We start from the raw sequence: 24,252 nt of genomic DNA on the forward strand, positions 1-24,252 counted from the left end.
AAGGGGCCAAAGTATGCATTACCGTTCAATATTTGTTTCAGATGTTCATCTTGGGTCGAGATGGAGCAAGGTCGATCAATTAGCAGCCTTTCTTTCTTCGTCTCTTTGCGATCGTCTTTATCTCGTAGGCGATATTATCGATGGCTGGAAATTTCGCCGTGAAGCTTTAAAAACACGTTCTTCACACTACCTGCTTCAGCTTTTGCTCAAGCTTTCTGAAAAAACAGAGGTCTTCTATATCCCTGGAAACCACGATGATTTCCTCGACGAGTTCAGAGGAAAGTGTCTCGGCGGTATCCACATTTTAGAGAAGAGCATTCATACTGCACGTGACGGACGGCGGTATCTTGTTACCCATGGCGATGAACTCGACATCATTTCCAAACATTCTGAATGGCTTGCCCGCATTGGCGATGTTGCCTATGAAACGTCTCTGGCTTTGAATAATGGAATAAACCGCTTCTTCTCCAGCGAAAACCAGTGGTCTTTTTCTAAATCGGCGAAACGAGTGGTTAAGGAATTTGTAAAATGTATTAGTGGCTACGAGAAAAGGGTTACTGAAATCGCCCAAAAACATGATGTACAAGGTCTTGTCTGTGGTCACATTCATCATCCTGTCATGAAAAAAATAGGAAATATTCTTTACTGTAATACTGGAGATTGGTTAGAGAGTTGTTCAGCCGTTGTTGAAAATCAGGACGGAAGCCTTCAATCCCTTCTTTGGCAACAAATACAAAAACAGGCGATAGCTAGTCAAAATGGAATCAATGTCTTACCCGCTTTTCCCTTTATAGAAATTCCTGTACCTTTTTTAAGCTGCAAAAGTCGTTAAAATTATGTACAATGCCTCGTAGAGGTATGCGAGGTGTTAAGAAGTGAAAACATCATATTTTGCACATAAAGAAGCAATATCAAACCCTGATTCTGTAGCTATTTGCAGGGGAGTGCCTTCGTGGTTCAAGGGGAGAATCTACTCTCCGCTAGCCCCTTCGTGGGAACTGCTTCAGCAGGGAAAAAGGAGTAAAATCCCTCCCCATGTCTGCGCCTTGGAATATTATAAAGAGGTCCTTTCCCTTTTAAACCCATCGCAAGTCTATAAAGATCTTGGAGAGAATGCTATCCTTTTATGTTGGGAGAAGCCTGGGGATTTCTGCCATCGCCGTATTGTGGCTGTATGGCTTGAAAAAAAATTGAATGTACGAGTTCCCGAATTGGACTATGAAAATCTTTTGTTTGACGATTATGATGTAGATATTGAAACTTTTCTAAAGACAGTTTTGTAAGTTTGCTCAAGAAAGGGTTGAAACTATACTATGACGCCATGGCAGCTTTTTAAAATGTTTTTTAAAATTAGTTCCGTAACCTTTGGTGGCGGAGTCGTTATTCTGGGTATGGCCGAAACGGAAGTTCGTAAAAGGGGAGATATGGCAGAGCAGGATCTGCTCGATATTGTCAGCTTGTCGGCAGCCATGCCAGGGCCTCTTGCAGTCTCTTCATCTTTCCTTATAGGGAAACATTATAGCGGCATTCCCGGAGCTGTTATGGCCGTTCTCGGCGTTTTAGTTCCTCCTTTCACCATTATTTTGTTGCTTTCGAATCTTGTCTTGCGTTATCAGAATTCCCCGGCGTTAAAGGCCTTTTTCCTCGGCGTGATCTGTGCCGTGGCTGCTTTGCTGGTCAATGTCGTTGCTCGTCAGCTGAAAACCATTCTTTTTTCTGATTTGCTGAATCTCATTCCATATGCCGTAGTTATTGCACTCATGCTTTTCTTGAATATTCATCCTCTTTTTGCCATAGCCGTAGGTGTTGCTATTCAGTGGTTCAGAAAGGAGAAAAAATAATGAAACTTCTCTTGCTTGCTTTGGCCTTCGCTCGGATAGGTGTAGGAGCTTTTGGTGGCGGAATTTCCACCATTCCTTTAATAGAGCACGAACTTGTTATAAACTATGGGTGGCTGACGCCACAAGAATTTAACCAGGTCTTGGCTTTGGCGCAAGTTACGCCTGGTCCTATAGCTGTCAATGCAGCAACTTTCGTTGGCTTTCATCAAGGCGGTATCTTGGGGTCTTTTATTGCCACTGCATCAGTAGTTTCGGCTCCTCTTCTTGTATTGCTGTGTGTTCTTCTAGTTATGAAGAAAAGTTCGGATGAAAAAGTTGAACGTTTTAAAAAGTCTTTGCGTCCAGCGGTAGGGGCCCTTCTGACTCTTGCTGTTGTCCCCCTTTTAAAGACAGCTCTTTCTCAGTGGCAGGCTGCACTTCTCTTTGCTCTGGGAGTAGCTTTTTTCCAGCTTCGCATCTTTAAAAATAATCCACCTCTGCTCTTTGTTCTTTTTGGAGTTGTGGGCCTTTTTCTTTTTCAGTAAGTAGTAAACTCTACTATACGTGGCAAGCTTTATTATTCGCATGTGTTTGGCTCCTAGATAAAGAATCTCTTTTGAAGGAGAGATGCATATGGTTTTCAAACAAAAGCATCGTCGCCGATCTGAAAAAGCGGGACTCCCTCCCGGTACTCTTATTCATGTAGGTGAGAAAAGAGAGGGAGAAGTGGGGTTACATCTGATTCACTATGGAACAGACGTTCTTGAAGAAAAGTCTTTATCGAATTTCACGGAGTACGAAAACAAAGAGATAAAGACAGAAGGCATAGAGTGGCTTGATGTTGTGGGACTTCACGACACGGCATTGATAGAGCAGATAGGAAAAAAGTTTTCTATTCATCCCCTTGCTCTTGAAGATATTCTTAACACGGAGCAGCGTCCTAAAATTGATGAATACGATGATTTCCTCTACATCGTTCTTAAGATGCTTGATCTAGATGAAGAGACGGGAGCTCTCACTATTGAACAGGTCAGTTTTATTCTGAAAGAGAATCTCGTCATCTCTTTTCAGGAGCGTAAGGGAGATGTTTTCGATTCAGTTCGAGAACGCATACGCAATACGGCAGGGCGCTTTAGAAAACTTGGCGCTGATTACCTTCTCTATGCTCTCATGGATTCTGTTGTGGACAATTATTTCGTCATTTTAGAAAAGATCGGAGAGCAGGTCGAGGAGACAGAAGAACTGTTGCTCACTCATCCCGACCAGGAAACAGTGCGCTCTATTTACAGAATGAAGAGAGAACTTCTTACGTTAAGACATGCCGTTTGGCCTCTGCGCGAAGCAGTGAGCTCTATACGAAAAACCGAACATATTCTTGTCCAGTCGCAGACACAAACCTATTTCAGCGACCTCTACGATCATGTTATACAAAACATTGATACTGTTGAAAATTTCAGGGAAACTGTCTCTGGAATGCTTGACTTGTATCTCTCTTCCATAAGCAACCGCATGAACGAAGTCATGAGAGTTCTTACAGTTATAGCAACCCTTTTTATTCCATTAACATTCATCGTTGGTGTGTACGGAATGAATTTCAAATATATGCCAGAGCTTGAATGGCATTGGGGGTATCCCTTTGTCTGGATTCTCATGGCATGTATTGCTTTGGTCATGATGTACTGGTTTAAGAGAAAGAAGTGGTTATAGCCCATGAAAAGAATCGATGTGGTGCTTTCTCCAGCAGAAGAACTGCCAGAGGCCGATGGATGGCTCGTTATCGATATACTTCGGGCATCGACAACGATTACTACTTTTTTTGACAACGGCGGAACCGAGCTTTTTCCGGTAGCTACATTGGAGGAAGCCTTTCGTTTAAAAAAAGAGCGAGGCGAGGCAACTCTTCTCATGGGAGAAAGAAACGCTCTTTCTCCAGAAGGTTTCGATCTTGGAAACTCGCCACTCGATTTGTCTAAAGAACTTCTGGCACGTCGTCCGTCAGGTGTTATGACAACCACGAATGGTACTTTAGCCTTGCAGAAGGCGGCAGAGACGGGAGTTCCAGTATGGGTAGCTTGTGGCAGAAATGCAACGGCAGCCATAGAGAAACTGTGGAAAAGCGGAACTGAATTGGCCATACTTTGTGCTGGCCGATATGGCCGACTTGCCTTCGATGACGGAGCATGTGCCGGAATGTTGGTCCATATGCTGCAAAAAAAAGATTCATCCCTTGTTCTCCGAGACGGAGCTTTAACAGCTCTTGCTATGTGGAATTATGCAGAAAGAGATCTTCTGAACGCCCTGAACAAAGCTGAACACGCCAAAAGTCTTTATGAACTGAATATGGAGTCAGATATTCTGTTTGCGAGTCAAATCGACGTGACACGTACAGTAGCGTGTCTTTATAAAAGTGAAGCGTTAGTCCTCAGGAGGGATTGTGATGATCCAATATGAAAAACTTGCCGAGTGTTTAACAACTGCTCGGAAAGCAGTCGTCTTTTCGGGAGCTGGAACGAGCACTAGATCTGGACTTCCCGATTTCAGATCATCCCAAGGGTTGTGGACTCATTATGACCCAATGGCTCTTGCTTCTGTAGAGGCCATGAATACGAACAGACAGGCGTTTTTGGAATTTTACCGGTATAGAATAAAATCCGTTAAACGGGCAGCTCCCAATGCTGCTCATCACATTTTGGCAGAGTGGGAGAAACATAATCTTGTAAAAGGTGTTATTACTCAGAATGTTGACGGCTTTCACCAGGAAGCGGGAAGCATGAACGTCATAGAACTTCACGGTTCTCTTCGCAACGTGCAGTGCAGACGCTGCATGCAGGTCTTTTCCTCAGACCTCTTGCTGGAACAGGAAACGTGCCCCATGTGCGACGGCGATTTACGCCCCGGCGTTGTTCTTTTCGGAGAACTTTTACCAGAAGGCCCCATGGAGGAAGCAAGGAAACTTTCGACGACCTGCGATCTCTTTATAGTGCTTGGGTCGTCTCTTAACGTTTCTCCTGCCAACCTCTTTCCTGTTGATGCCTACCGTAACGGTGCTCAACTTGTGATTATCAATAAAGAGACCACGCAATTTGATTCAGTAGCATCTTTTGTCATTCATGAAAATCTTGTCGATGTATTAAAGGAAATACACCATATTCTCTACGGAGAAGGGGGCTTTTAAATGATCAATGTCATCAGAAAGGGAGCTCCTTTGTTAATACTGAAAGGGGCTAAGGAGGCTATTGTAGAGTGGCTTCAAAACAATTTTGAAGCAGAAATCATCTCCCTTGAAGGCAAATCTTTCGAAGAAACCCTCGGATCAGTGGAACAGGGGCAGGCCGGTCTCATCGTAAAAAACATGAACGAAAGCGATGAAATACCGCCTGTTGTTCTTGTAACAACAAGCCACCCCGATAAAATACTCGAACGTATTATCAACGAAAAAGCTACGACCATGATTGAGTACGCAGAACGTCTGCCGAGAGTCATCTTCTTCAGGGTTTTCGGCGATTATCGTACTGTATTGAAAGAGATACAGAACGATTTCGGAGGGCGGCTGGATAAAATTGGTTCCAATCTTGTCTTTGCCTCTGAAAACCCTGGTGTTCCTGTCTGCTTCACTGAAAAATCGTTGAAAAAAGGCCTTGCCTTTCAACGAGGCGATCTCTTAGAAGAAGGGCTGTTTATAGATATGCCCTTTGAAGAGCTTTTTAAACGTCTCAATAGCAGAGCTCTTCATTATTTCAACGCGGGACTGAATAACCGTGACTGGAACGTTATGGAAGTACGCCTGTACGACGCGGATAAACAGTACTGGCTTCACACCCGCCGTTTGCGTCTTGCCCTTGAGGGACTTGAAGTCTGTATGGTTATCGGCGAAGGGTGGGGTAAGGACTATGCCCATATTCTTATGCCTGTACCCGTTTACTGTATTCGTATTTTGACTTTCCTTGAACCCTTTATGGTCAAAAGAGCTCTTATGGGACTTGAATACACGGAAGATGGTCAGCGTTTTGTCGACCTGGATCTTTACCACAACAGGAAAAAAATATCGTGGGGCGATGTGCCTGGCGGAGAGATTGTTCCTCGAAGTGAGCGTGAACGGCCTCGCACAACTTTGTCTATGGCATTCCGTAAAGAAGTCATGGCTGCTCTCGATGAGAGAGAATGTGCGGAGATACAGGATATAGAAGAGGCCATACTCGAGAAAATACCTCAGAGAGACGACGATTAATATACCCTACTTAGTATTGAAGCCTGTGGTAGAATACTTCTACTACTAAAGGAACTTTAGAATTGAGGAGAGTTTTTTGACGCATACGTTTCTACCTGTTTCTCGAAAAGATATGAAAGACAGAGGGTGGAAGGATTTTGATTTCCTTTTCATCAGCGGTGACGCTTATGTAGACCACCCCAGCTTTGGACACGCCATAATCAGTCGTGTTTTAGAAAGTGCTGGTTTCAAAGTAGGAATTATCGCTCAGCCCGACTGGCACGATACAAAGGATTTTGCGCGGTTGGGACGTCCTAAGTTGGGCGTTCTCGTTGCCGCTGGAAACCTCGATTCAATGTTGAATAAGCTGACGGCTTCCAAGAAGAGCAGAAGCACTGACAGCTACTCTCCAGGGGGAAAGGCCGGCAGACGTCCAGATCGGGCGACTATTGTCTATTGCAACCGTATTCGTGAACTTTGGAAAGATATTCCCATAGTCATTGGCGGCATCGAAGCAAGTTTGCGCCGTTTCGCCCACTACGATTATTGGTCAGATGCAGTACGACGTTCCATTCTCATAGACAGCCAGGCCGACCTACTTGTCTATGGGATGGGAGAAAAACAGATAGTACATATAGCAGAGCTTTTGCGAGACGGAATTCCAGTTTCAGAAATCAGAGATATTCAGGGGACATGCTACAAAACAGAAAGTCTTGAGAGGCTCTGGGATTATGTGGAATGTCCTTCCTTTGAAAAGGTAAACAAGGATAAGAAGGCCTTTGCAGAGGCATTTCGCCTTCAATATCTGGAGCAAGACCCCATACGGGGAAAGACAGTTATACAGCAACATGAACACTTTTACGTTGTGCAGAATCCCCCGACAATGCCCATGACGGCGGCGGAGCTCGATGCTGTTTACGAACTTCCGTACATGCGAACGTGGCATCCCATGTATGAAAAATACGGTGGGGTTCCAGCCATTAAAGAAGTGGAATTCAGCATTACTACCCATCGAGGGTGCTTTGGCAGTTGTGCTTTTTGTGCCATAGCCTCTCATCAGGGACGAATGATACAGAGTCGCTCTGAAGAATCAGTGCTGAAAGAGGCGAAACTTCTCACGAAGCGTCCCGGTTTTAAGGGGTACATTCATGACGTGGGAGGTCCGACAGCCAATTTCAATAGACCATCGTGTGATGATCAGTTGAGACGAGGAACGTGTAAAAACAAGCAATGTCTGGCTCCTGCGCCGTGTAAGAACTTACATGTCGACCATGAATCTTACATTGACTTGTTGCGTAAGATACGGGCCATTCCAGGCATCAAGAAGGTCTTTATACGGTCGGGCATTCGATTCGACTACCTCTTGGCAGACAAAAAAAGCGGTTTCCTTGAAGAATTATGCCGATATCATATCAGCGGTCAGCTTAAAGTTGCTCCGGAACACGTTTCAAATACGGTGCTCGAGTTGATGGGCAAATCGGGACGGCGCGTTTACGAGCGCTTCATGAGAGAGTACGAAGAGATGAATAAGAAAATTGGAAAGAAACAATATCTCGTGCCGTATTTTATATCGAGCCATCCGGGAGCTGGTCTGAAAGAGGCGATAGAGCTTGCGGAATTTGTTCGTGATCTGAACTTTATGCCCGAGCAGGTGCAGGATTTTATTCCGACGCCGGGAAGCCTTTCGACGTGCATGTATTACACAGAGCTGAACCCTCTAACTGGAGAACCGGTCTATGTGCCCAAAAGCAACCAAGAAAGAAAAATGCAACGTGCTCTCTTGCAATATCGCAACCCTTCGAATCACAAATTGGTACGAGAAGCCTTACGAATTGCAGGTCGTGAAGATCTCATTGGTTGTGATGAAAAATGTCTTGTTCCTCCAGAAAAGGGGGAGGAAAAACAAGGTGGCGTAAAACAAAGTGGTGGAAAGCAGAAGGTGAGGCGGAGTTCCAGACAAAACTTCAGAAGGAGCAAGCCCAAAAGGGGGCGCTAGAGAGATGAGAAAGTATTCTTTTCTTTTAGCTTGTGTATTTGCTTTCTTTGCTGCTATGGCAGGCAGTCTATGGTATTTGAATACGCGTGAAGAGAGAGGCATTCAGGAGCAGGCTCAGCCGCGGCCTCAGCTCAATGCTTCTTCAGTTGAAAGCAAGCCTCCGAAAGATACGGTCAATCTTCCGTCTTCTTCTCAGCCAACGAAACCTGGACAAAACATAATAGCCGCTCCTCAAACTGAGCAGGAGCCAATTCCTAAGGTGGAAATAAAACACCCTCCACAGGAGGTTCTTCCCAAACAAAAAACAAGGGAAGAGGAACTTCGCGATCTAAAAGCTCAGATACAACCGAAAGAAACGCCTAAAGATGAAGTGGTTTCTATTCCTGTAGCTGACGATCTCATAGAGAAAGGGAAAAAGATCAAACAGTCAATAGAAGATGAGGCTAAAGACGCCATGCAAGACGCTATTGATGTCTTACCTGGCGTGGATGCTGAAATAGCAGATGCCGATCTTGGTGTATCTGGAAGTAAGGTGAGTCTTAATTTCACTATACCAGCAGATCGAATAAAGCTCCTTGGCAAATTACCGCCCGACCCTGAAAAAACAAAAAAGTCATCAGAAGAAGTAGTTTCTGATGACATTATCTCTTGCGATATATCTTCTAAAGATAGAAAATAGTCTTAATTATTCATCGCTTTTATCTTTGCAACAAAAGTTGCTGCATGTTGAAACAAAATAGGGCCTGTTTCGGTGAGCAAGACGGCGAAAAAGATGAGAGAGCACCCAAGCACCATCTGAGGAGTAAAGATTTCGCCAAGAAATAGAATTCCAGACAGGGCTCCGAATACAGATTCCAGGCTCAGCAAAATGGACGCGTGGGTGGACGGCGTGAATTTCTGAGCTGCATTTTGTACAGAAAGAGCAAAGACAGTACAAAGAAGCACGGTAAAGGCAATACTCCACCATGCGCTTGGAGCTATTGCTGCACCAGGCCATTCTTCGAGAAGTATGGCGCTTATGAAACTAAGCAGCGCGGTAGTTCCAATTTGAAGAGTGGCCAGGGCGAGAGGATCCATTTTCGGGGCAAAGCGTTCAATGGCAAGTATATGGCATGCGAAAAAGAGTGCGCAGAATAGTGTGAGAAAGTCTCCGTAGTTCAGATTGGAGAAGGCGTCTCCGTTCCCTTGAAGGGTAAGGAGTCCCATTCCTCCCAGACATATGAGAGACGCAATAATTGAAATATACCCCGGAAATATCTTTTTAAGAGCCCACGAAAGGAACGGAACAATGACAACGTATGTTGCCGTTATAAATGCCTGTTTCCCGGCCGTTGTGTAATTTAGGCCGATTGTCTGGGTAGCGAACCCGAGAAAGAGAAAAAGCCCTACGAGAAGGCCGGCTTTTATATCGTTGGCTTTCAGCTTTTGCAAACGCTTTCTGAAAATAAGAGACATAAGAACGAAAGACGCAGTAAAGCGGATGGCAAGTAACCAATAGGGGGTAAAACTATTCAGAGCATCTTTCATCGCAACAAAACCAAAGCCCCAGAATAATGCAATAAGAACGAGGGCGCTGTCGGCAAGTAAAACTTTATGTCGAGTCATCCAAGACATTATTTTGTCACTCCAATTCATTTTATACGTTCTTGACACTGAGATTTTAACACACACCGCTTAATTTCATTGGCATACGAATTATAAACTATAGTTAAGAGTTGCAATAGTTATAAATTTAACAAAACAACTACAGGAAGATAACATCGTCTTGAATGTGATGATAAGGAGTTTTGTGCACCTTGTATTAAATGAAACTTTTATTTACAAAAGAAAGTTGGACAGAGTATAATGTATGCGCGTTTCACATTCTCAATGCAAGGGGGTGTAATGCTTGTTTGTTTTTGTCACATCCTTTCTAATGTATCTGTTGCTTGTATGGTCTGGAGGCACGATCAATGTAGTAGAGATAGGTATTGCTTTAATTCTTGCTACTATACTTGCTTTTGCTTCCCATACATGGAACCCCTCAAAACCTTTCAGTTTCAGGGCGTTGAATCCTTTGCGCTGGATCACTTTTGTTTATTACGTTTGCGTTCCTTTTGCAATAGGGCTCATCAAGGCGAATTTCGATGTGGCGATGAGAGTTATTACCGGCCACATCAATCCTGGAATAGTCAAGCTTGAACCTGGCCTGAAAAGTGATTTAGCAAAGACCATACTTGCTGATTCGATTACGTTGACTCCAGGCACACTGACAGTGGATGTGGACGATGATGGTGCTTTCTATATCCATTGGATCAATGTTCTGGACGTGTCTCCAGACGAAAAGCAGGTGTATGGGTCTTTTGCACATTGGGCAAGGAGGTTAGCGGATTGAGTATTCAGCTATTAATGTGGGGAGCCGTAGTGTTGGGTATAGTTGCTATCGTTATTTTGGGCCGCCTTATAGCTGGACCAACAATACCGGATAGAGCTGTTGCCCTCGATACGGTTAATACCCTGGTTGTTGCGATGATGATTTTGTTGTCAGCTGTCTTTGATTCAGTGGTTATGGTCGACGTGGCTATTGTGTATGCTGCCCTTTCTTTTGTGGGAACAATGTTTATCGCCCGTTTTATCGAAGGGGGAATGTAGAAATGGCAGAACAATATGCTATCGGAATTTTGATTATAATCGGTCTCATTTTCAACACATTAGGGGCCATATCACTGTATAGATTTCCAGACGTGTACACGAGGCTTCACGGAGCTACGAAGTGTACTACCTTTGGAAGTATTTTTACGTCGTTGGCTGTTGTAGTATATGCAGCTTTTCGTTTGCATCAGGGTGGGGAGAGTCGGTTTGCCGTATTAATTATTCACGCTCTTGTGGCCGTTATGGTTCTTCTTGTTACGAATGCGACTGGGGCTCATGCTATTGCCCGTGCCGCCCACAGAAGCGGAGTTGTTCCTAAAATGGCTGTGGTTGATCGCCTTGCAGAAGAAGAGGAGCGTAAAGGTGGTGTTGTCAGTGAGTGAAGTTTTTCATATTGCCATCCTCACGTTGCTCGTTATATCGGCTTTTTTTGCTATTTGGTTCAGAGACCTTTTGTCGTCGGTGATAGCTTTAGGAGTGTTTAGCCTTGTGCTTTCAGTGGAGTTTTATCTCTTGCACGCTCCCGACGTAGCAATCGCAGAAGCGGCAATTGGCGCTGGTCTGAACACTGCCATATACATTGTGGCCTTGAGAGGATGCGGTAAGGCCCGGAGTAAAACCGGAGGTGATATCCGGTGAAAAAGACAATCTTTATCGTTGCAGCTTTAGTTCTTGGCGGTTTGGTTTGGGGTGGTCTCGATGCAATCCATCCCTTTGGAGATCCTGGACAGGTTGCTATGGACGACTATTTCCTTGAACACGCAATAAAAGATCGTTCATCGGAAAACGCTGTTACATCGATCGTTTTCGACTTTCGTGGATTCGATACTATAGGAGAAGCTGCCGTTCTTTTCACAGCAGTTTGTTCCGTTACAGCTCTTTTCAGGGAAGGAGGCAAAAAGAAATGAAGCCTCTATCTGTTGTAGTCCGAACAGGCTGTGATATTTTTGCCTGGTTCTTGATCATCTTCGGAGCCTACGTAATCATACACGGCGACGTTACTCCCGGCGGAGGTTTTCAGGGTGGTGCCGTTGTCGCAACCTTCCTGGCTCTTTTACTTGTTGCCTATGGATGGAACAGACTCTCTCTCTGGCTTAACGAGAGCATATATAACGGAATGCTCATTTTTGGGCTTCTCTGTTTCATTATTTTAGGTTTTATGGGAATGCCTACATCCTTCTTCTATAACTTTGTTGCCATTCCCGCCGCAGAAGTGGCTAAGACCGGTCATGGTATTATTCCTCCTTCAGGAACCATTGCTTTAATGGATATTGCAGTAGGAATAGAAGTTACAGGAGGTTTATCCCTTCTTTTGATTTATATGTTTAAAGGAATACACCTTTTCGATAACTATGAGATAGGAGGGGAGAGCGGTCATGATCGGTAATGCTCCTTTTCTCATTGTGGGTGTTCTTTTTCTGATGGGGCTTATCGCAGTGCTTACTGAGAAGAACCTCGTTAAGATCGCTATCGGAGTCAGCATTATAGAGTCCGCAACGAATATGTTCCTTATCGCGTTGGGATATAGGTCGGGAGGCGCCATTCCTGTGCGGTTCCTTGCTGGAGGCGAGAAACTCATGGTATTGCCCACTCCTCAGGCTCTGACTCTGACGGCCATTGTTATTGCTATGGCGACAACAGCTCTTATGCTATCGCTGATTATGCTTCTTTATCGCCATTATGGAACGTTGAATATTGACGAGATACGGAGGTTGCGAGGATGAACTGGCAAGAACATCTACCAGCACTAATTCTGGCCATTCCTCTCTTAGGCGCCTTCGCAACGCCCCTATTCTCTTTAGGTGGAAAGACGCTGCGAAATGTCTGGATGGTCAGCATTTCATTTTTAACGTTGGTTCTGGCCTTCTTTATTTGGAAGTATGTTGGAGCCAACGGCGTAATGGTTTACGTTATGGGAGCTGAAAAAGCAACCCTGGCTCTTCCGTCAGGCATGACGTATCCCGTAAGAATCATTCTTGAGATAGACGGAATGAGTGCGTTCATGGCCCTTGCCGGTTCCATCGTTTCTTTTGCAGGTGCAGTCTATTCGGTTCAGTTTATGGATCGTTTCACGGGAATGAACCGCTTTACGTCACTCTATTTCCTTCTGACGGCAGGTATGTTGGGGCTCATGATCACCGGTGACCTCTTCAACTTCTTTGTCTTTCTCGAGATTGCATCGGTGGCTTCCTTCGGTTTGATCGCCTTCTGGAGAGATAAACCGGAAGCAATAGAAGCCAGTTTCAAATATATGTTGATCTCGCAGCTTTCGGCCATGATGGTTCTTATTGCCATAGGAACCCTCTACGGACGTTACAATGTCTTAAATATGGCTGGAGTGGCGAGTATGCTTCACCTCGGTTTTGCCGAAAAGTTTGTGCTGGCCTTTCTGGTTGTGGCCTTGGCTACGAAGTGTGGAACGTTCCCCATGCACATGTGGATGCCTGACGCTTATGCAGAGGCTCCTGCTGGGGTAACCTGTCTTCTTGTTGCTGTCAGCCAGGCATCTTTGTACGGTTTGATGAGAGTCTGCTTCAGTTTGTATGGAGCAACCATCGGAAGCACCTTTATTCCCTGGGTTATTGTCATCTTCGGAACTGCTTCCATGTTCTTCGGTGTATCCATGGCCGTTGTTCAGCATGAAGTCAAGCGACTCATGGGATATCACTCCATCTCTCAGGTTGGATATATGCTTCTTGGCCTTGGCGTCGGACTTTTAGCACTGGGCAACCCTCAGGCCATGGCCGATTACGGCTTTACGGCTATTAAGGGCGGCGTATACCACATCTTCAACTACACCATGTACAAAGCCCTTTTGTTCCTTACTGCCGGTGCTCTCTACTACGCTACAGGAACCCGTGACCTCGACAAACTCGGCGGTCTGGCCAGAAAGATGCCATACACGACCTTTATGTTTGCCATAGCGGCAGCTGCCATTTCGGGACTTCCTCCCTTTAATGGTTTTGTATCGAAATTGCTTATTTACGAGTCAGTATTCGCAGTCCATCCATTCTTCACCGTGGCTGCTCTCGTGACATCGATACTTACGCTGGCTTCCTTCGTAAAAGTTTTCCAGACTGCATTCCTTGGTCCGGAAAAAGCATGCTTCGCAACTGTAAAAGAAGTTCCCACCAGCATGATTATGGGAATGGCCATTTTAACGCTGGCTATCGTGCTTCTCACACTATTCCCCACGTGGGTTCTCTCTAACCTCGTAGAGCCGGCGGCTAAAGCCTTGGTCGATCAGGGTGGATATATTGGAGCTATTATGGGAGGTGGGCTGTAATGTGGAATAAGGTCTTCACAGGATTTGGCTACTGGGATGTTATATCCTGGCTGATCTTCTTTTTCATAGCCTCGTTCTTTGCCCTTTGGCTTCGATCTATTGGACGGCGTGACTATAAAGAAGGAACTGAGCAAGATGAAATCTATTGGTCTGGAAACCCTGTTCCCGAAGATGGGGCAGAAATTTCAGTGCCGGCCAGTTCTTCTTATTGGGGCTTTAGGAAGGCGCTTGAACCTTATTACAAAGTTCTTATCGCCATGCACAGTGGTCATATCCGCGACTATGTCGGATATTACGTTGTCACTGCTGCACTTATAGCCGCGTTGATCCTCGTTGTATAGGAGGCTGGAAGATGAGGCTGGAAAAATATCTTGAAATACTTCCCAAATCACTTTGGGTTATGACCTGTAACTCAGGATCATGTAATGGCTGCGATATTGAAATAGTGGCGACAATCAGCCCGCGCTACGACATAGAACGCTTTGGAATGAAACTTGTAGGAACACCGCGCCATGCCGACGTTCTCGTAGTTACCGGGCCTGTTACGAAGTATATGAAAGACAGACTGCTGCGGATCTATCATCAGATACCGGATCCCAAGGTTGTAGTTGTCGTTGGAAACTGCGGAGCATCGGGAGATGTCTTCTACAAATCGTACAACCTTGAAGGTCCCGTCGATAATATTATCCCGGTAGACGTCTATGTACATGGATGCCCCCCTCGTCCAGAGGCCATAATAGAGGGAGTTGCGAAAGCAGTTCTGAAGCTTGAAGCGAAAAGGGAAGAGCTGCTTAAGGCAGGTGTTGAGAAATAATGAGAACTCCGAAGAACTATACGCAGGATTCCTATTCTTTAGAAGAAATTCTCTCATCTCTTCGAGAGTCTTTTGGTGAAGATGTCGTTAAAGACGTACGAGAACATCGTGCAGGCAAAGAACAGGCTGTATCTTTCCATCAGCTGTGGCTCACTGTTCCGAGAGAAAAATTCCTTTCTCTTGTAGAGTTCCTTTTTGGTTACGATTTCCTTCACTTCCACGTTCTTTCTGGAAATGACGATGGAGATGTAATCACGCTGAACTATCATTTCACTCTCTTCCGAGTGGCTGGTCGCGGAAAGAGGTTGGGCGTAACTGTCAGTGTTCCGGTTCCTAAAGAAGACCTGGTTATGCCGTCCCTTTTCGATACTATTCCAGGAGTGGAGTACAGCGAGCGGGAAATGCGCGAAATGCTTGGAGTCGATTTTGATGGACTTCAAAATAAAGCCCTTGTATTTCTTCCGGAAGATTGGGATGAGTCTATCAAGCCGTGGCGCAGAGATGAGACAGGTCCTGATGTTGATGACGTTAGGATGCTCTCTTAGGAGGAGACAACAATGGCGAGCGAAAAAACTCATACATATAAAGTTCCTATAGGCCCTGTCCATGTCGGTTTGAAAGAACCTATCACGGCATGGCTCGACCTTGACGGCGAAAAAATAGTTGATGCACGGGTCCGTCCCGGTGCAATTCACCGCGGAATCGAATATATGGCACGGGATCGCAACCCTATTCAGGTCATCTATCTTTCAGAGCGTATATGTGGAATATGCTCCTTCAGCCACATCACAGCTTTCTTGAGAGCTGTTGAAGATGCGGCTCAGATAGAGGTGCCACCGCGTGCCCAGTACATCCGATCTCTCGTGCTTGAACTCGAAAGAATTCACTCTCACGCCCTGTGGGCCGGAGTGGCATGTTATTCCATAGGTTTCGACTCGGCCTTCCATCTTGGAATGCTGTTGCGCGAAAAAGTTATGGATGTACTTGAATCCTATACAGGAAACCGCGTCAATTATGGTGTTGGAACAGTCGGTGGCGTTCGCTGGGACCTCACTCCCGAAACAATCAACGTCATTAAAGACATGATCCAATATTACAGAAACGAACTTGGCGCATTCTACGACGTAGTAACAGAGGATCCAGTTGCAAAGGCCAGAATGCGACACGTTGGCGTTCTGACATACGACGAGGCCATGCGCTACTGTGCCCTCGGTCCTACAGCCCGTGCCAGCGGCGTACGTTGCGACCTTCGCTGGTCAGCACCTTACGAAGCCTATGCAGATCTCGACGTAAAACCCATCGTTCCTCAGGATTACTTTGGAAAGGCATATGGTGACGTATTCGATCGTTTCCTGGTACGAGTTCTTGAACTCTATCAATCACTCGATATTATTGAAAAAATCATCGAAGGATTGCCTGAAGGAGACATTGTCTTCGAAAAGAATCTGGTCAAAGTGCTGAACGTCTTAAAGGCGGCAGATGGAGAAGGCTGGGGATGCATTGAGGCTCCTCGCGGTGACGATACTCACGTCATTCGTCTCAAAGGCGGAGACGAGCACGTCTACTGGTGGAAAGTGCGAGCCCCGACTTATTCCAATGCCATCTCATGGCCGTTGATGTTCAGGAATAATGAGTTGGCAGATGCCCCTCTGATTATTAACAGCGTTGACCCCTGTATATCATGTATGGAAAGAACCCTGATTACAGGCAATAGCGATAAGGCTGGAGAAGTCTACTCGAAAAATCAACTGTTGGAAATGAGCAGAGAGAAGACGAGGAGGCTGAGAAAGGCATGATTATCAATATGGTAATGAAACTGGTGGCAGGCATAGCCCTTATGTTGCTTGTATCGGTAGTAGCCGTTCTCTTCGACGGAGCTGACCGTGTTATTCATGCCAAAATGCAGCGACGGTGGGGACCTCCGCTCTTTCAGCCTTTCTACGATATTCTGAAGCTTCTGGGGAAAGAGAACATCGTTCCCCGACGAGCTGTAAAATGGGCTTTCAACGGAGCTCCATGGGTTGCCATGGCGACCATGCTGTTGCTCTTCCTTTATATTCCTATCGGATCTTTGCCGCCCATTCTTGGCACTGAAGGCGATATGATTCTCATCATTTACCTTCTCAGCCTTTCAGGCGTGGCTATGGCCGTAGGTGGTTTCTCCAGCGGAAACCCAATTGCAAACGTCGGCGCTCAGCGTGAGATGATCCTCATGATGAGCTACGAGCTGCCCCTTGCCGTTGTTATTTCCACAATGGCCTGGGTGGCCTATAAACATGGCGTACCAGGACAACCCTTTAGCCTTGAGACTTTCATCGGAATGCCCATGTGGAATGTTGTAGGCAAGATGGGTATTCTCGGTCTTCTCTGCCTCTTTGCGGCGTTGCTCATGGTCGTTCCAGGTGAGACGGGAAAAGGATTTATGGATATTCCAGAGGCCAAAACGGAGATACTCGAAGGTATTATCATCGAGTATTCGGGAACGAACTTGGCCATGTTCAAGATCACCTTTGCTCTGAGAGCTTTGGCCATGTCTGCCATTATTGTGGCGCTCTTTGTTCCTTTCTCTCTCGGCAAACTCTTGAATCTGAACGGAACCATGCTCTTTGTCGTGGATTTCCTCTGGTTCTGGGTAAAGGTCTTCGTCATGCAGGTCTTCGGCGTTACCTTTATACGAACAGCTTTTGGACGATTGAAGATCTGGCAGGCGTCTCAGTTCTACTGGATTAAAATTGCCGGACTTTCTTTGGCAGGCATGATTCTCATGTCTATAGATGTATTGCTTTAGGAAGGGGGAGGACGATGCTTAACCGAATGTCTTTGCAGCTTTTGCGTCAATGGGTTACTAAGGTCTTTACCAATCCCTTTCCTGTGCCATCTATGCCAGACTCTCTGACTGATGCCCTCAAAGCGGCAGAAGAGGGAAAAATACAACTTCATCCTCCAGTGGAGCCGAAGGGCTATTTCAGGGGCCGAATCGATTATGACAAAGAGCGTTGTATTGGCTGCAAACTTTGTGTACGAGTGTGCCCTGCGAATGCCATAACTTACCTTGAGGATGAAAAGAAGATACAGATTCATGTCGATCGTTGCTGTTTCTGTGCTCAGTGTACGGAAATCTGCCCTGTGAAGTGTCTTACTGAATCTGACGCATTCCTGCTCTCTTCTTACGATAGAAAGGCCCAGGTCGTTGTCGATTCTGGTACGAAGAAGAAAGAAGACGAAGTGGAAGAAACTCCTGTGAAATATGAGGTCGACGAGGAAAAGTGCATTGGCTGCACAAAGTGTGCTCGCAATTGCCCCGTCAACGCTATCTCTGGCGAGTTGAAGAAACCTCATGTTATCGACAAGGATAAATGTGTAGGCTGTGGCAAGTGTGCTGAACTCTGCCCGAAGCAGGCGATTCATCAGGCTGAGGCATCTTCTGCGCCGGTTACTCCGAAAGAGGAGAAAAAGGTAGAGGAGAAACCTACAGAGAAACCTGTCGAAAAACAGGAAGCTGCCCCTCAGAAAGAAGCTGCCGAAAGCAAAAAGGGCAGCAAGAAAAACGGCGGCAAGAACGGCAACAAAAATGGTAACAAGAAAAAGAACGGTAACGGAAACAACAAGAAAAACGGCAAGAAAAAATAACGAGGCACAGTGAAAATAAAGCTGTGTAGTTGCGCAGCTCGTTGCCATAACAGAACAAATAAAAAGATGGGGTTTCTAGAAGAAACCCCATCTTTTTTATGCTCTTATTTTTAACGCCACGAAGTTGTTGTAGCTCTTACGCTTCTACAAGACCGTAGTGAGCCAGACGCTGACGCACTTCGTCGCGTCCGAGATATTCAGCTACCTCAAAGATCCCCGGGCTTACCTTCACGCCAGTCAGTGCCCAACGCAGAGGCATAGCCAGCTTCTTCATTTTCACGTCTTTTTCAGCAGCCCAATTGCGTGCTAATTCCTCCATAGGCTCGGCTTCCCATGGATCTATCTTCAAGAGTTCTCCGAAGAAAGAACGAAGCATATCCTTGTCTTCCTCGGGAACATCGCTACCGTTGTAGCGTGCCTTTACAGGCTCGAAAGAAACGAAGTAATCGGAATACTCAGCGAGTTCCTTCGCTGTACGACCTCGTCCGCCCATAAGCTCCAGGGCTCCAGCAAGAAATTCTCGCGTATGTTCCTCGACAGGAAGCTGAGCTTCCTTCCAGAAAGGCTCGACCATATCGAGGCGAACCATGGGATCAAGCTCTTTAAGATGTTCCTGGTTAATATAGTTGAGCTTGTCCATATCAAAGACGGCTGCACGTCTGTTAACCCGCTTCAAATCAAAACATTTCGTGGCTTCCTCGCGGGAGAAAACCTCGCGATCGTCTCCAATTGACCAACCTAAAATGGCCAGGAAGTTAAAGACGGAGTCGGGCATATATCCCATATCTCTATATTCGTAAACGCTTGTAGCACCATGACGTTTCGAAAGCTTCTTCTTGTCTTTGCCGAGAATCATGGGAAGGTGGGCAAACTGAGGGGGCTCCCATCCGAGAGCCTTGTAGAGAAGCAACTGCTTGGGAGTATTGGAAATATGATCCTCTCCCCGAATAACGTAATTAATGCCCATGGTGTAGTCGTCGATAACTACCGCATAGTTGTAAGCTGGCATACCGTCACTCTTGATCATAACGATATCTTTAAGGGTTTCGCTCTTGACCTCAATATGACCATATACGATATCATCAAAAGCAAGAGTGATTCCTTCAGGAACCTTGTAAATAATGGCAGGACCGTCCATATAGGCCTTTCCTTCTTCAAGAAGCTGTTCAGCATACTTGCGATAGATGTCAAGGCGTTCAGACTGACGATAGGGGCCTACAGGGCCACCAATATCCGGCCCCTCGTCCCAATCAAGACCTAGCCACGTCATTCCAGACATAATTGTCTCTTCGTATTCTTTCGTGGAACGTTCTCTGTCTGTGTCTTCAATTCGGAGAATAAACTTTCCGCCTGTATGTCTGGCCCAAAGCCAGTTAAACAACGCCGTATGTCCGCCTCCTATGTGCAAAGCACCTGTAGGACTTGGTGCAAAACGGACACGTACTTCTTTGTCCATTGAAAATGCCTCCTCGTATCAAATATCAGCCAACCTTGATATTATACATGCTCTCTAAATATTTCTCTCAAACTTCTTCCTAATAATATAATATAAATAATGTAAAGGGTGTAATCTCCCCTTTCGCAGAAGGAGGTTTCGAATGAAAACAGTCTACATATTGGGGCACGTCAATCCCGATACCGATTCTATCTGCTCGGCCATTGCTTACAGTCATTATAAAAGTGCCGTCTCTAAAAATAACCGCTATATTCCTGTCCGCCTTGGTGTGCCTAATAATGAAACCAAATTCGTTCTCGATTATTTCAAGGAACCCACGCCAATCATGCTCGAAAACATTTACACACAGCTTTCAGACATACCTTTCGATGAGCCAGTAAATGTAAAAATGAAAACTCCTCTCTCTGACGTGTGGAATCTTATGTCAAAGAGTAGTATAAAGACAGTTAATGTGGTGGATGAAAAAAACCTCTTTTTGGGACTTGTCACCTTAGGTGACATAGCGAAGGCAAGCCTTGAGATGGGCGATACCTTCTCAGATGTTCAAATTCCTTTAAAAAATATAGTAAAGACGTTGAGTGGAGAATTACTTTTTGCTTGCAACATGAGTTTCAATGGCAGGGTTGTTGTAGCCGGAATGGAGTCTGAAACGCTCAAAAGGCATCTTGACAGAAAGACTCTCGTCATTGTCGGTGACAGAAAAGAAATTCAAATCCAGGCTCTGCAAAGCAAAATTCACACCCTTGTCATTGCCGATGGAGCTGCTGTTTCAGACGAAATTTCATTGCTGGCCCGAGAGAAAAAAGTCAATCTCATAACGGTTCCCTACGATCTCTATTCGACAGTAAAACGCATTGCGCGAAGCGTTCCGGTGGAGTATATTGCCAGAACTGACAAGGTGGTTACCTTTGCGCTCCATGAGGAACTCGACGATATAAAAGATTCGTTGCTGAAACATAAATATCGCCATTTCCCCATTCTGCATAACAAAGTTCCTGTGGGAATGCTCTCCCGTCGCCATCTTCTTACGGCCACGGGTAAAAATGTCATTTTGGTGGATCATAACGAAAAAACACAATCCATAGAAGGGCTCGAACAGGCGCAGATACTTGAAATAATAGATCATCATCGTATCGGCAGCATTGAAACCTTTCAGCCCATTGTCTTCATCAATCGTCCTGTAGGGTGTACGGCTACCATTATATATAGCCTCTATAAAGACTCTGGTGTCGAGCTTCCTTCATCTATTGCCGGACTCATGTGCGCTGCCATTCTCTCAGACACACTCGTGTTCAAATCTCCCACATGCAGTAGTGAAGACATGGAGGCAGCGGAGGAATTGGCAGATCTGGCTAACATAGACATAGACTCATTTTCCCGCTCCATGTTCGAAGCTGGAACCTCTCTGCGCGGAAAGACGGCGGAAGAGATATTCTTCACCGACTATAAGAGTTTCAACGTGGCGGACTTTAAAATAGGCGTTAGCCAGGTTTTCTTTTACAATACACAGCGGGACTTCGATAAAAAAAGCCTTCTTGATTTTATGCAGGAATATAAAACGCGTGGTGGCTATGATATGCTTTTACTTATGTTAACGGATATTATTAATGAGGGATCCGAGTTTCTCTTTGTAGGAAACCGCGAAGAACTCATCTCCCGAGCTTTTGATATAGAAATACATGGAGAAAGCTTCTATCTCCCCCATGTGATTTCGAGGAAAAAGCAAGTGATACCCCAGTTGATAGAGTCAATTAAAAGGAGTTGAATACCCTGAAAAATAAAACGATTTTACTTGTTGATGGGCACGCTCTGGCTTTCAGAGCCTTTTACGCCCTTCCAGAACTTACGGCACCAGACGGAACGCCTACAAACGCCATTTTGGGCTTTGTCAATATGATGTTCAAAACCATTGATGAATGCCATCCCGACATGACAGCGGTTATCTTTGACGCTCCTGGCAAAACCTTTCGACACGATGTCTATCCGGAATACAAAATGGGACGTCGCCCTACGCCTGAAGAGTATAAGATACAGGTTCCCATTCTGCTGGAATTACTCCGAGCTATGGGTATAAAAGTTGTTGTCAAAGATGGGGTGGAGGCTGATGACGTTATTGCTTCCGCTGCCTGTGGCGCTACGCGCCTGGGCGTTAATGTCGTTGCACTGACATCGGATAAAGACATACTCCAGGTGCTTCAGCCTGGCGTTCGCGTCATCCGGCCTAAAAAAGGAATTACCATCTTTACCGAATATAACGAAATAACCTTTGAAGAGGAGTGGGGGTTCGCGCCGACGGCAATGCCCGACTATCTGGCACTGCTTGGAGACAGTGTCGATAACATTCCAGGGGTTCCCGGAGTGGGAGAAAAAACGGCTAAAAAGCTTCTCTCTCAATATAAATCCCTTGAAGATATTTACGATCATATAGAAGAGCTCAAACCAGGCTTGCAGAAGAAATTCTCTACGTCGAAAGAGTTGGCCTTCAAAAGCCGCGAACTCATACGCCTCAAATGCGATTTGCCTTTGACAGTTGAAGAGTTTGTTCAGACCGATGTAGATTTCGAAACCTTTGAAAACATGTGCCGTCAGTTGGGCCTGAACAAAATATTGGAGCGAGTAAGGAATTCAACGCACCACGAATCAGAAGAGCAGCCGCAACTTGAAATAGGAGAGGCTGTGGAAGGCGATCTCGAAAAGGTTCTTCAGGAAAAAGAACTCGCTCTCTACTGCGCGGCAGAAGGATCCTATCCCATGGATCTTAATAGAGCTCTCATTGTCTTGCGGGCCCAGAATGGACACTTCTGGCGAGGAGTCGTCGAGGCTCAGCATATTCCTGATTCCCTCTCGAAATGGTTGAAAACAGGCAATGTAATTACCTCAGACTATAAAACGACACAGGCATTCTTCAAAGAAGAGGTTCCATTACACGACCATGTCTGGGACGCCCAGGTTGCTCACTACCTTCTTCATCCTGACGCCAAAAGCCACGGACCGGAGCAGTGGGCGGCAGAGGCTGTTTCTGACCCAGTTGACGTTGCGGGGCAGCTCTGGAGGGTTCAAAATGAGCTTGGAAACGCTATCTCTCACTACAGTGGCCTGGAAGACCTTATGCGTCAGGTTGAGCTGCCTATCGTTCCCGTATTGTGGAAAATGGAGACGTGGGGCATTGGCCTTGAGAAAAAAACCTTTGAAGGTCTGGATACAGATTTAGAAGAACGAATTGCAGACATTGAAAATACCATCGCTGAAAAGGGCGGGGAGCGTATCAATCTCAACTCTCCCAAACAGGTAGCGTGGCTTCTCTTCGAGAAATTGCAGATGCCGCCTATCAAAGAAACAAAAACAGGCTATTCCACAGATGTTACGGTTCTTGAAGAGCTTGTAAAGATGGATCTTCCCGAGAAAATCGTGCCAGAACTTATTCTGGAACATCGCGAACTCTCTAAAATGCGCTCAGGTTTTGTCCATCCCCTCATGAGTGCCGTAAATGAAAAGACAGGATTGATTCACGGCACCTTTGAATCCACATCGACGGGAACAGGGCGGCTGAGCAGCAGAGACCCCAACCTTCAGAATCTCCCTGCTTTTGGGCAATGGTCAACTCGACTCAAGGAAGGCCTGGTTCCTCGGCATGAAGGGAATGTCTATGTTGCGGCAGACTATTCACAGGTTGAACTACGTGTATTGGCCCATCTTTGCGATGAGAAGCGATTGAAATCGGCCTTTGAGGATCATCGGGATGTTCATACAGAAACGGCATCGTGGGTCTTTAACGTCGAACCGGAACTTGTTACTCCTGAACTTCGCCGTTTTGCCAAAGTTATAAATTTTGGTATTCTTTACGGTATGAGTTCCTACGGTTTGGCGGCTCGTTTGGGAATAGGGCAGCAGGAGGCGGGAGATATTATCAATAAATACTTCAAGGCCCTTCCTAAAGTAAAAGACTACGTTGAAGAAAGCTATAAAGAAGCTAGACAACGTGGATATGCCATGACCAGTTTCGGCAGAATACGGCCACTCAACGAAGTCTCTGTCAATCCGAGAGACCGGGGAGCCTTGAAGCGCATAGCCGTAAACACTCCCATACAGGGAACAGCGGCTGATATTGCCCGAATGGCTATGATCAAGTTTTTCCATCATTTCGAGGGACGCAAAAACGTTCATCTCGTATTGCAGATTCATGACTCTCTTGTGTGCGAATGCGCTGCAGAGGAACGGGAAGGCATAGAAAAAGAGCTTGCAAATGTAATGGAATCTGCGGCTAAACTTTCTGTGCCATTGAAGGTAGAGACCAAGTGGGGAAAATCCCTCGCTAATGTCTAGGTTTTTACGTAGCCTACGGGCTTGATTTTATGATAGAATACGCCGTTAGCATTTAGCATCGGTATATGTCAAGGGAGGCAGATTCGCTT

The 24,252-nt window shown here is 45.7% G+C and carries 28 protein-coding genes; 26 read left to right on the forward strand and 2 right to left on the reverse strand.

Annotation, left to right across the window (positions count from 1 at the left end):
* Nucleotides 1-13: 13 nt before the first annotated feature.
* From RBH88_RS03780 to RBH88_RS03825, 10 genes are all read left to right on the forward strand, one after another.
* The gene (locus RBH88_RS03780; RefSeq protein ID WP_213691130.1) at nt 14-832 is read left to right on the forward strand and encodes a UDP-2,3-diacylglucosamine diphosphatase; all 819 of its coding nucleotides are present in this window, start codon (nt 14-16) and stop codon (nt 830-832) included.
* Between the two features lie 43 nt (nt 833-875).
* Nucleotides 876-1,283: a hypothetical protein gene (locus RBH88_RS03785; protein WP_213695840.1), complete on the forward strand. Its 408-nt coding sequence runs from the start codon at nt 876-878 to the stop codon at nt 1,281-1,283.
* A gap of 30 nt (nt 1,284-1,313) precedes the next feature.
* Nucleotides 1,314-1,841 (forward strand): chromate transporter, encoded by a 528-nt coding sequence (locus RBH88_RS03790; protein ID WP_213691132.1) that lies wholly within the window; start codon nt 1,314-1,316, stop codon nt 1,839-1,841.
* Nucleotides 1,841-2,365, forward strand: a complete 525-nt coding sequence (locus RBH88_RS03795; protein ID WP_213691133.1) for a chromate transporter — start codon at nt 1,841-1,843, stop codon at nt 2,363-2,365. The genes RBH88_RS03790 and RBH88_RS03795 overlap by 1 nt, the downstream gene beginning before the upstream one ends.
* Before the next feature lie 88 nt (nt 2,366-2,453).
* Nucleotides 2,454-3,527, forward strand: a complete 1,074-nt coding sequence (gene corA, locus RBH88_RS03800; protein ID WP_213691134.1) for a magnesium/cobalt transporter CorA — start codon at nt 2,454-2,456, stop codon at nt 3,525-3,527.
* Nucleotides 3,528-3,530: 3 nt separating this feature from the next.
* Nucleotides 3,531-4,271 carry a 2-phosphosulfolactate phosphatase gene (locus tag RBH88_RS03805; protein WP_213691135.1) on the forward strand — a complete coding sequence of 247 codons (741 nt, stop codon included), beginning with the start codon at nt 3,531-3,533 and terminating at the stop codon, nt 4,269-4,271.
* Entirely contained in the window at nt 4,258-4,995 is a 738-nt protein-coding gene (locus RBH88_RS03810; protein ID WP_213691136.1) for an NAD-dependent deacylase, read from the forward strand. Before RBH88_RS03805 ends, RBH88_RS03810 begins: the two co-directional genes overlap by 14 nt.
* The gene (locus tag RBH88_RS03815) at nt 4,996-6,048 is read left to right on the forward strand and encodes a hypothetical protein (protein WP_213691137.1); all 1,053 of its coding nucleotides are present in this window, start codon (nt 4,996-4,998) and stop codon (nt 6,046-6,048) included.
* Between the two features lie 76 nt (nt 6,049-6,124).
* The gene (locus RBH88_RS03820; RefSeq protein ID WP_307879955.1) at nt 6,125-8,023 is read left to right on the forward strand and encodes a YgiQ family radical SAM protein; all 1,899 of its coding nucleotides are present in this window, start codon (nt 6,125-6,127) and stop codon (nt 8,021-8,023) included.
* A gap of 4 nt (nt 8,024-8,027) precedes the next feature.
* Complete coding sequence (locus RBH88_RS03825) at nt 8,028-8,702, forward strand: hypothetical protein (protein WP_307879956.1); 675 nt, start codon at nt 8,028-8,030, stop codon at nt 8,700-8,702.
* A gap of 2 nt (nt 8,703-8,704) precedes the next feature.
* Here the strand turns inward: RBH88_RS03825 and RBH88_RS03830 are convergent, their stop codons facing one another.
* Entirely contained in the window at nt 8,705-9,637 is a 933-nt protein-coding gene (locus RBH88_RS03830) for a DMT family transporter (protein WP_307879957.1), read from the reverse strand.
* Nucleotides 9,638-9,911: 274 nt separating this feature from the next.
* Between RBH88_RS03830 and RBH88_RS03835 the strand changes: the two genes are divergently transcribed.
* Genes RBH88_RS03835 through RBH88_RS03900 form a run of 14 tightly spaced genes read left to right on the forward strand, consistent with a single transcriptional unit; the run spans nt 9,912 to nt 18,384 of the window.
* Nucleotides 9,912-10,397 (forward strand): Na+/H+ antiporter subunit E, encoded by a 486-nt coding sequence (locus tag RBH88_RS03835; protein WP_213691140.1) that lies wholly within the window; start codon nt 9,912-9,914, stop codon nt 10,395-10,397.
* A 14-nt stretch (nt 10,398-10,411) separates the two neighbouring features.
* Nucleotides 10,412-10,654: a monovalent cation/H+ antiporter complex subunit F gene (locus RBH88_RS03840; RefSeq protein WP_213691158.1), complete on the forward strand. Its 243-nt coding sequence runs from the start codon at nt 10,412-10,414 to the stop codon at nt 10,652-10,654.
* Nucleotides 10,655-10,656: 2 nt separating this feature from the next.
* The gene (gene mnhG / locus RBH88_RS03845) at nt 10,657-11,037 is read left to right on the forward strand and encodes a monovalent cation/H(+) antiporter subunit G (protein WP_213691141.1); all 381 of its coding nucleotides are present in this window, start codon (nt 10,657-10,659) and stop codon (nt 11,035-11,037) included.
* On the forward strand, nt 11,030-11,293 hold the full coding sequence (locus tag RBH88_RS03850) for a hydrogenase subunit MbhD domain-containing protein (RefSeq protein ID WP_213691142.1): 264 nt from the start codon (nt 11,030-11,032) through the stop codon (nt 11,291-11,293). The genes mnhG and RBH88_RS03850 overlap by 8 nt, the downstream gene beginning before the upstream one ends.
* Entirely contained in the window at nt 11,290-11,562 is a 273-nt protein-coding gene (gene mbhE, locus RBH88_RS03855) for a hydrogen gas-evolving membrane-bound hydrogenase subunit E (protein WP_213691143.1), read from the forward strand. Before RBH88_RS03850 ends, mbhE begins: the two co-directional genes overlap by 4 nt.
* The gene (locus RBH88_RS03860; protein WP_213691144.1) at nt 11,559-12,041 is read left to right on the forward strand and encodes an MnhB domain-containing protein; all 483 of its coding nucleotides are present in this window, start codon (nt 11,559-11,561) and stop codon (nt 12,039-12,041) included. Before mbhE ends, RBH88_RS03860 begins: the two co-directional genes overlap by 4 nt.
* A complete protein-coding gene (locus RBH88_RS03865; RefSeq protein WP_213691145.1) occupies nt 12,031-12,378 on the forward strand; it encodes a sodium:proton antiporter in 348 nt (115 codons plus the stop codon). Before RBH88_RS03860 ends, RBH88_RS03865 begins: the two co-directional genes overlap by 11 nt.
* Nucleotides 12,375-13,940, forward strand: coding sequence for a proton-conducting transporter membrane subunit (locus RBH88_RS03870; RefSeq protein ID WP_213691146.1), 1,566 nt, complete (start codon nt 12,375-12,377; stop codon nt 13,938-13,940). Before RBH88_RS03865 ends, RBH88_RS03870 begins: the two co-directional genes overlap by 4 nt.
* Nucleotides 13,940-14,281 (forward strand): hydrogenase, encoded by a 342-nt coding sequence (locus RBH88_RS03875; RefSeq protein ID WP_213699875.1) that lies wholly within the window; start codon nt 13,940-13,942, stop codon nt 14,279-14,281. The genes RBH88_RS03870 and RBH88_RS03875 overlap by 1 nt, the downstream gene beginning before the upstream one ends.
* An 11-nt stretch (nt 14,282-14,292) precedes the next feature.
* On the forward strand, nt 14,293-14,754 hold the full coding sequence (locus RBH88_RS03880) for an NADH-quinone oxidoreductase subunit B family protein (RefSeq protein WP_213691148.1): 462 nt from the start codon (nt 14,293-14,295) through the stop codon (nt 14,752-14,754).
* Nucleotides 14,754-15,299, forward strand: a complete 546-nt coding sequence (locus RBH88_RS03885) for an NADH-quinone oxidoreductase subunit C (RefSeq protein WP_213691149.1) — start codon at nt 14,754-14,756, stop codon at nt 15,297-15,299. The genes RBH88_RS03880 and RBH88_RS03885 overlap by 1 nt, the downstream gene beginning before the upstream one ends.
* 12 nt (nt 15,300-15,311) lie before the next feature.
* The gene (locus tag RBH88_RS03890; protein ID WP_307879959.1) at nt 15,312-16,550 is read left to right on the forward strand and encodes a nickel-dependent hydrogenase large subunit; all 1,239 of its coding nucleotides are present in this window, start codon (nt 15,312-15,314) and stop codon (nt 16,548-16,550) included.
* Nucleotides 16,547-17,542, forward strand: coding sequence for a respiratory chain complex I subunit 1 family protein (locus tag RBH88_RS03895; RefSeq protein ID WP_213691151.1), 996 nt, complete (start codon nt 16,547-16,549; stop codon nt 17,540-17,542). The genes RBH88_RS03890 and RBH88_RS03895 overlap by 4 nt, the downstream gene beginning before the upstream one ends.
* A 14-nt stretch (nt 17,543-17,556) precedes the next feature.
* On the forward strand, nt 17,557-18,384 hold the full coding sequence (locus RBH88_RS03900; protein WP_307879960.1) for a 4Fe-4S binding protein: 828 nt from the start codon (nt 17,557-17,559) through the stop codon (nt 18,382-18,384).
* Nucleotides 18,385-18,520: 136 nt separating this feature from the next.
* Here RBH88_RS03900 and gltX read toward each other — a convergent pair whose 3' ends face one another.
* Nucleotides 18,521-19,840: a glutamate--tRNA ligase gene (gltX, locus tag RBH88_RS03905; protein ID WP_307879961.1), complete on the reverse strand. Its 1,320-nt coding sequence runs from the start codon at nt 19,838-19,840 to the stop codon at nt 18,521-18,523.
* 142 nt (nt 19,841-19,982) lie between these two features.
* Between gltX and RBH88_RS03910 the strand changes: the two genes are divergently transcribed.
* On the forward strand, nt 19,983-21,605 hold the full coding sequence (locus tag RBH88_RS03910; protein ID WP_307879962.1) for a putative manganese-dependent inorganic diphosphatase: 1,623 nt from the start codon (nt 19,983-19,985) through the stop codon (nt 21,603-21,605).
* The gene (gene polA, locus RBH88_RS03915) at nt 21,602-24,163 is read left to right on the forward strand and encodes a DNA polymerase I (protein WP_213701185.1); all 2,562 of its coding nucleotides are present in this window, start codon (nt 21,602-21,604) and stop codon (nt 24,161-24,163) included. Before RBH88_RS03910 ends, polA begins: the two co-directional genes overlap by 4 nt.
* Nucleotides 24,164-24,252 lie beyond the last annotated feature (89 nt).

Origin of the sequence: Aminobacterium sp. MB27-C1 (genome assembly GCF_030908405.1) — a bacterium.
Taxonomy (GTDB): domain Bacteria; phylum Synergistota; class Synergistia; order Synergistales; family Aminobacteriaceae; genus Aminobacterium.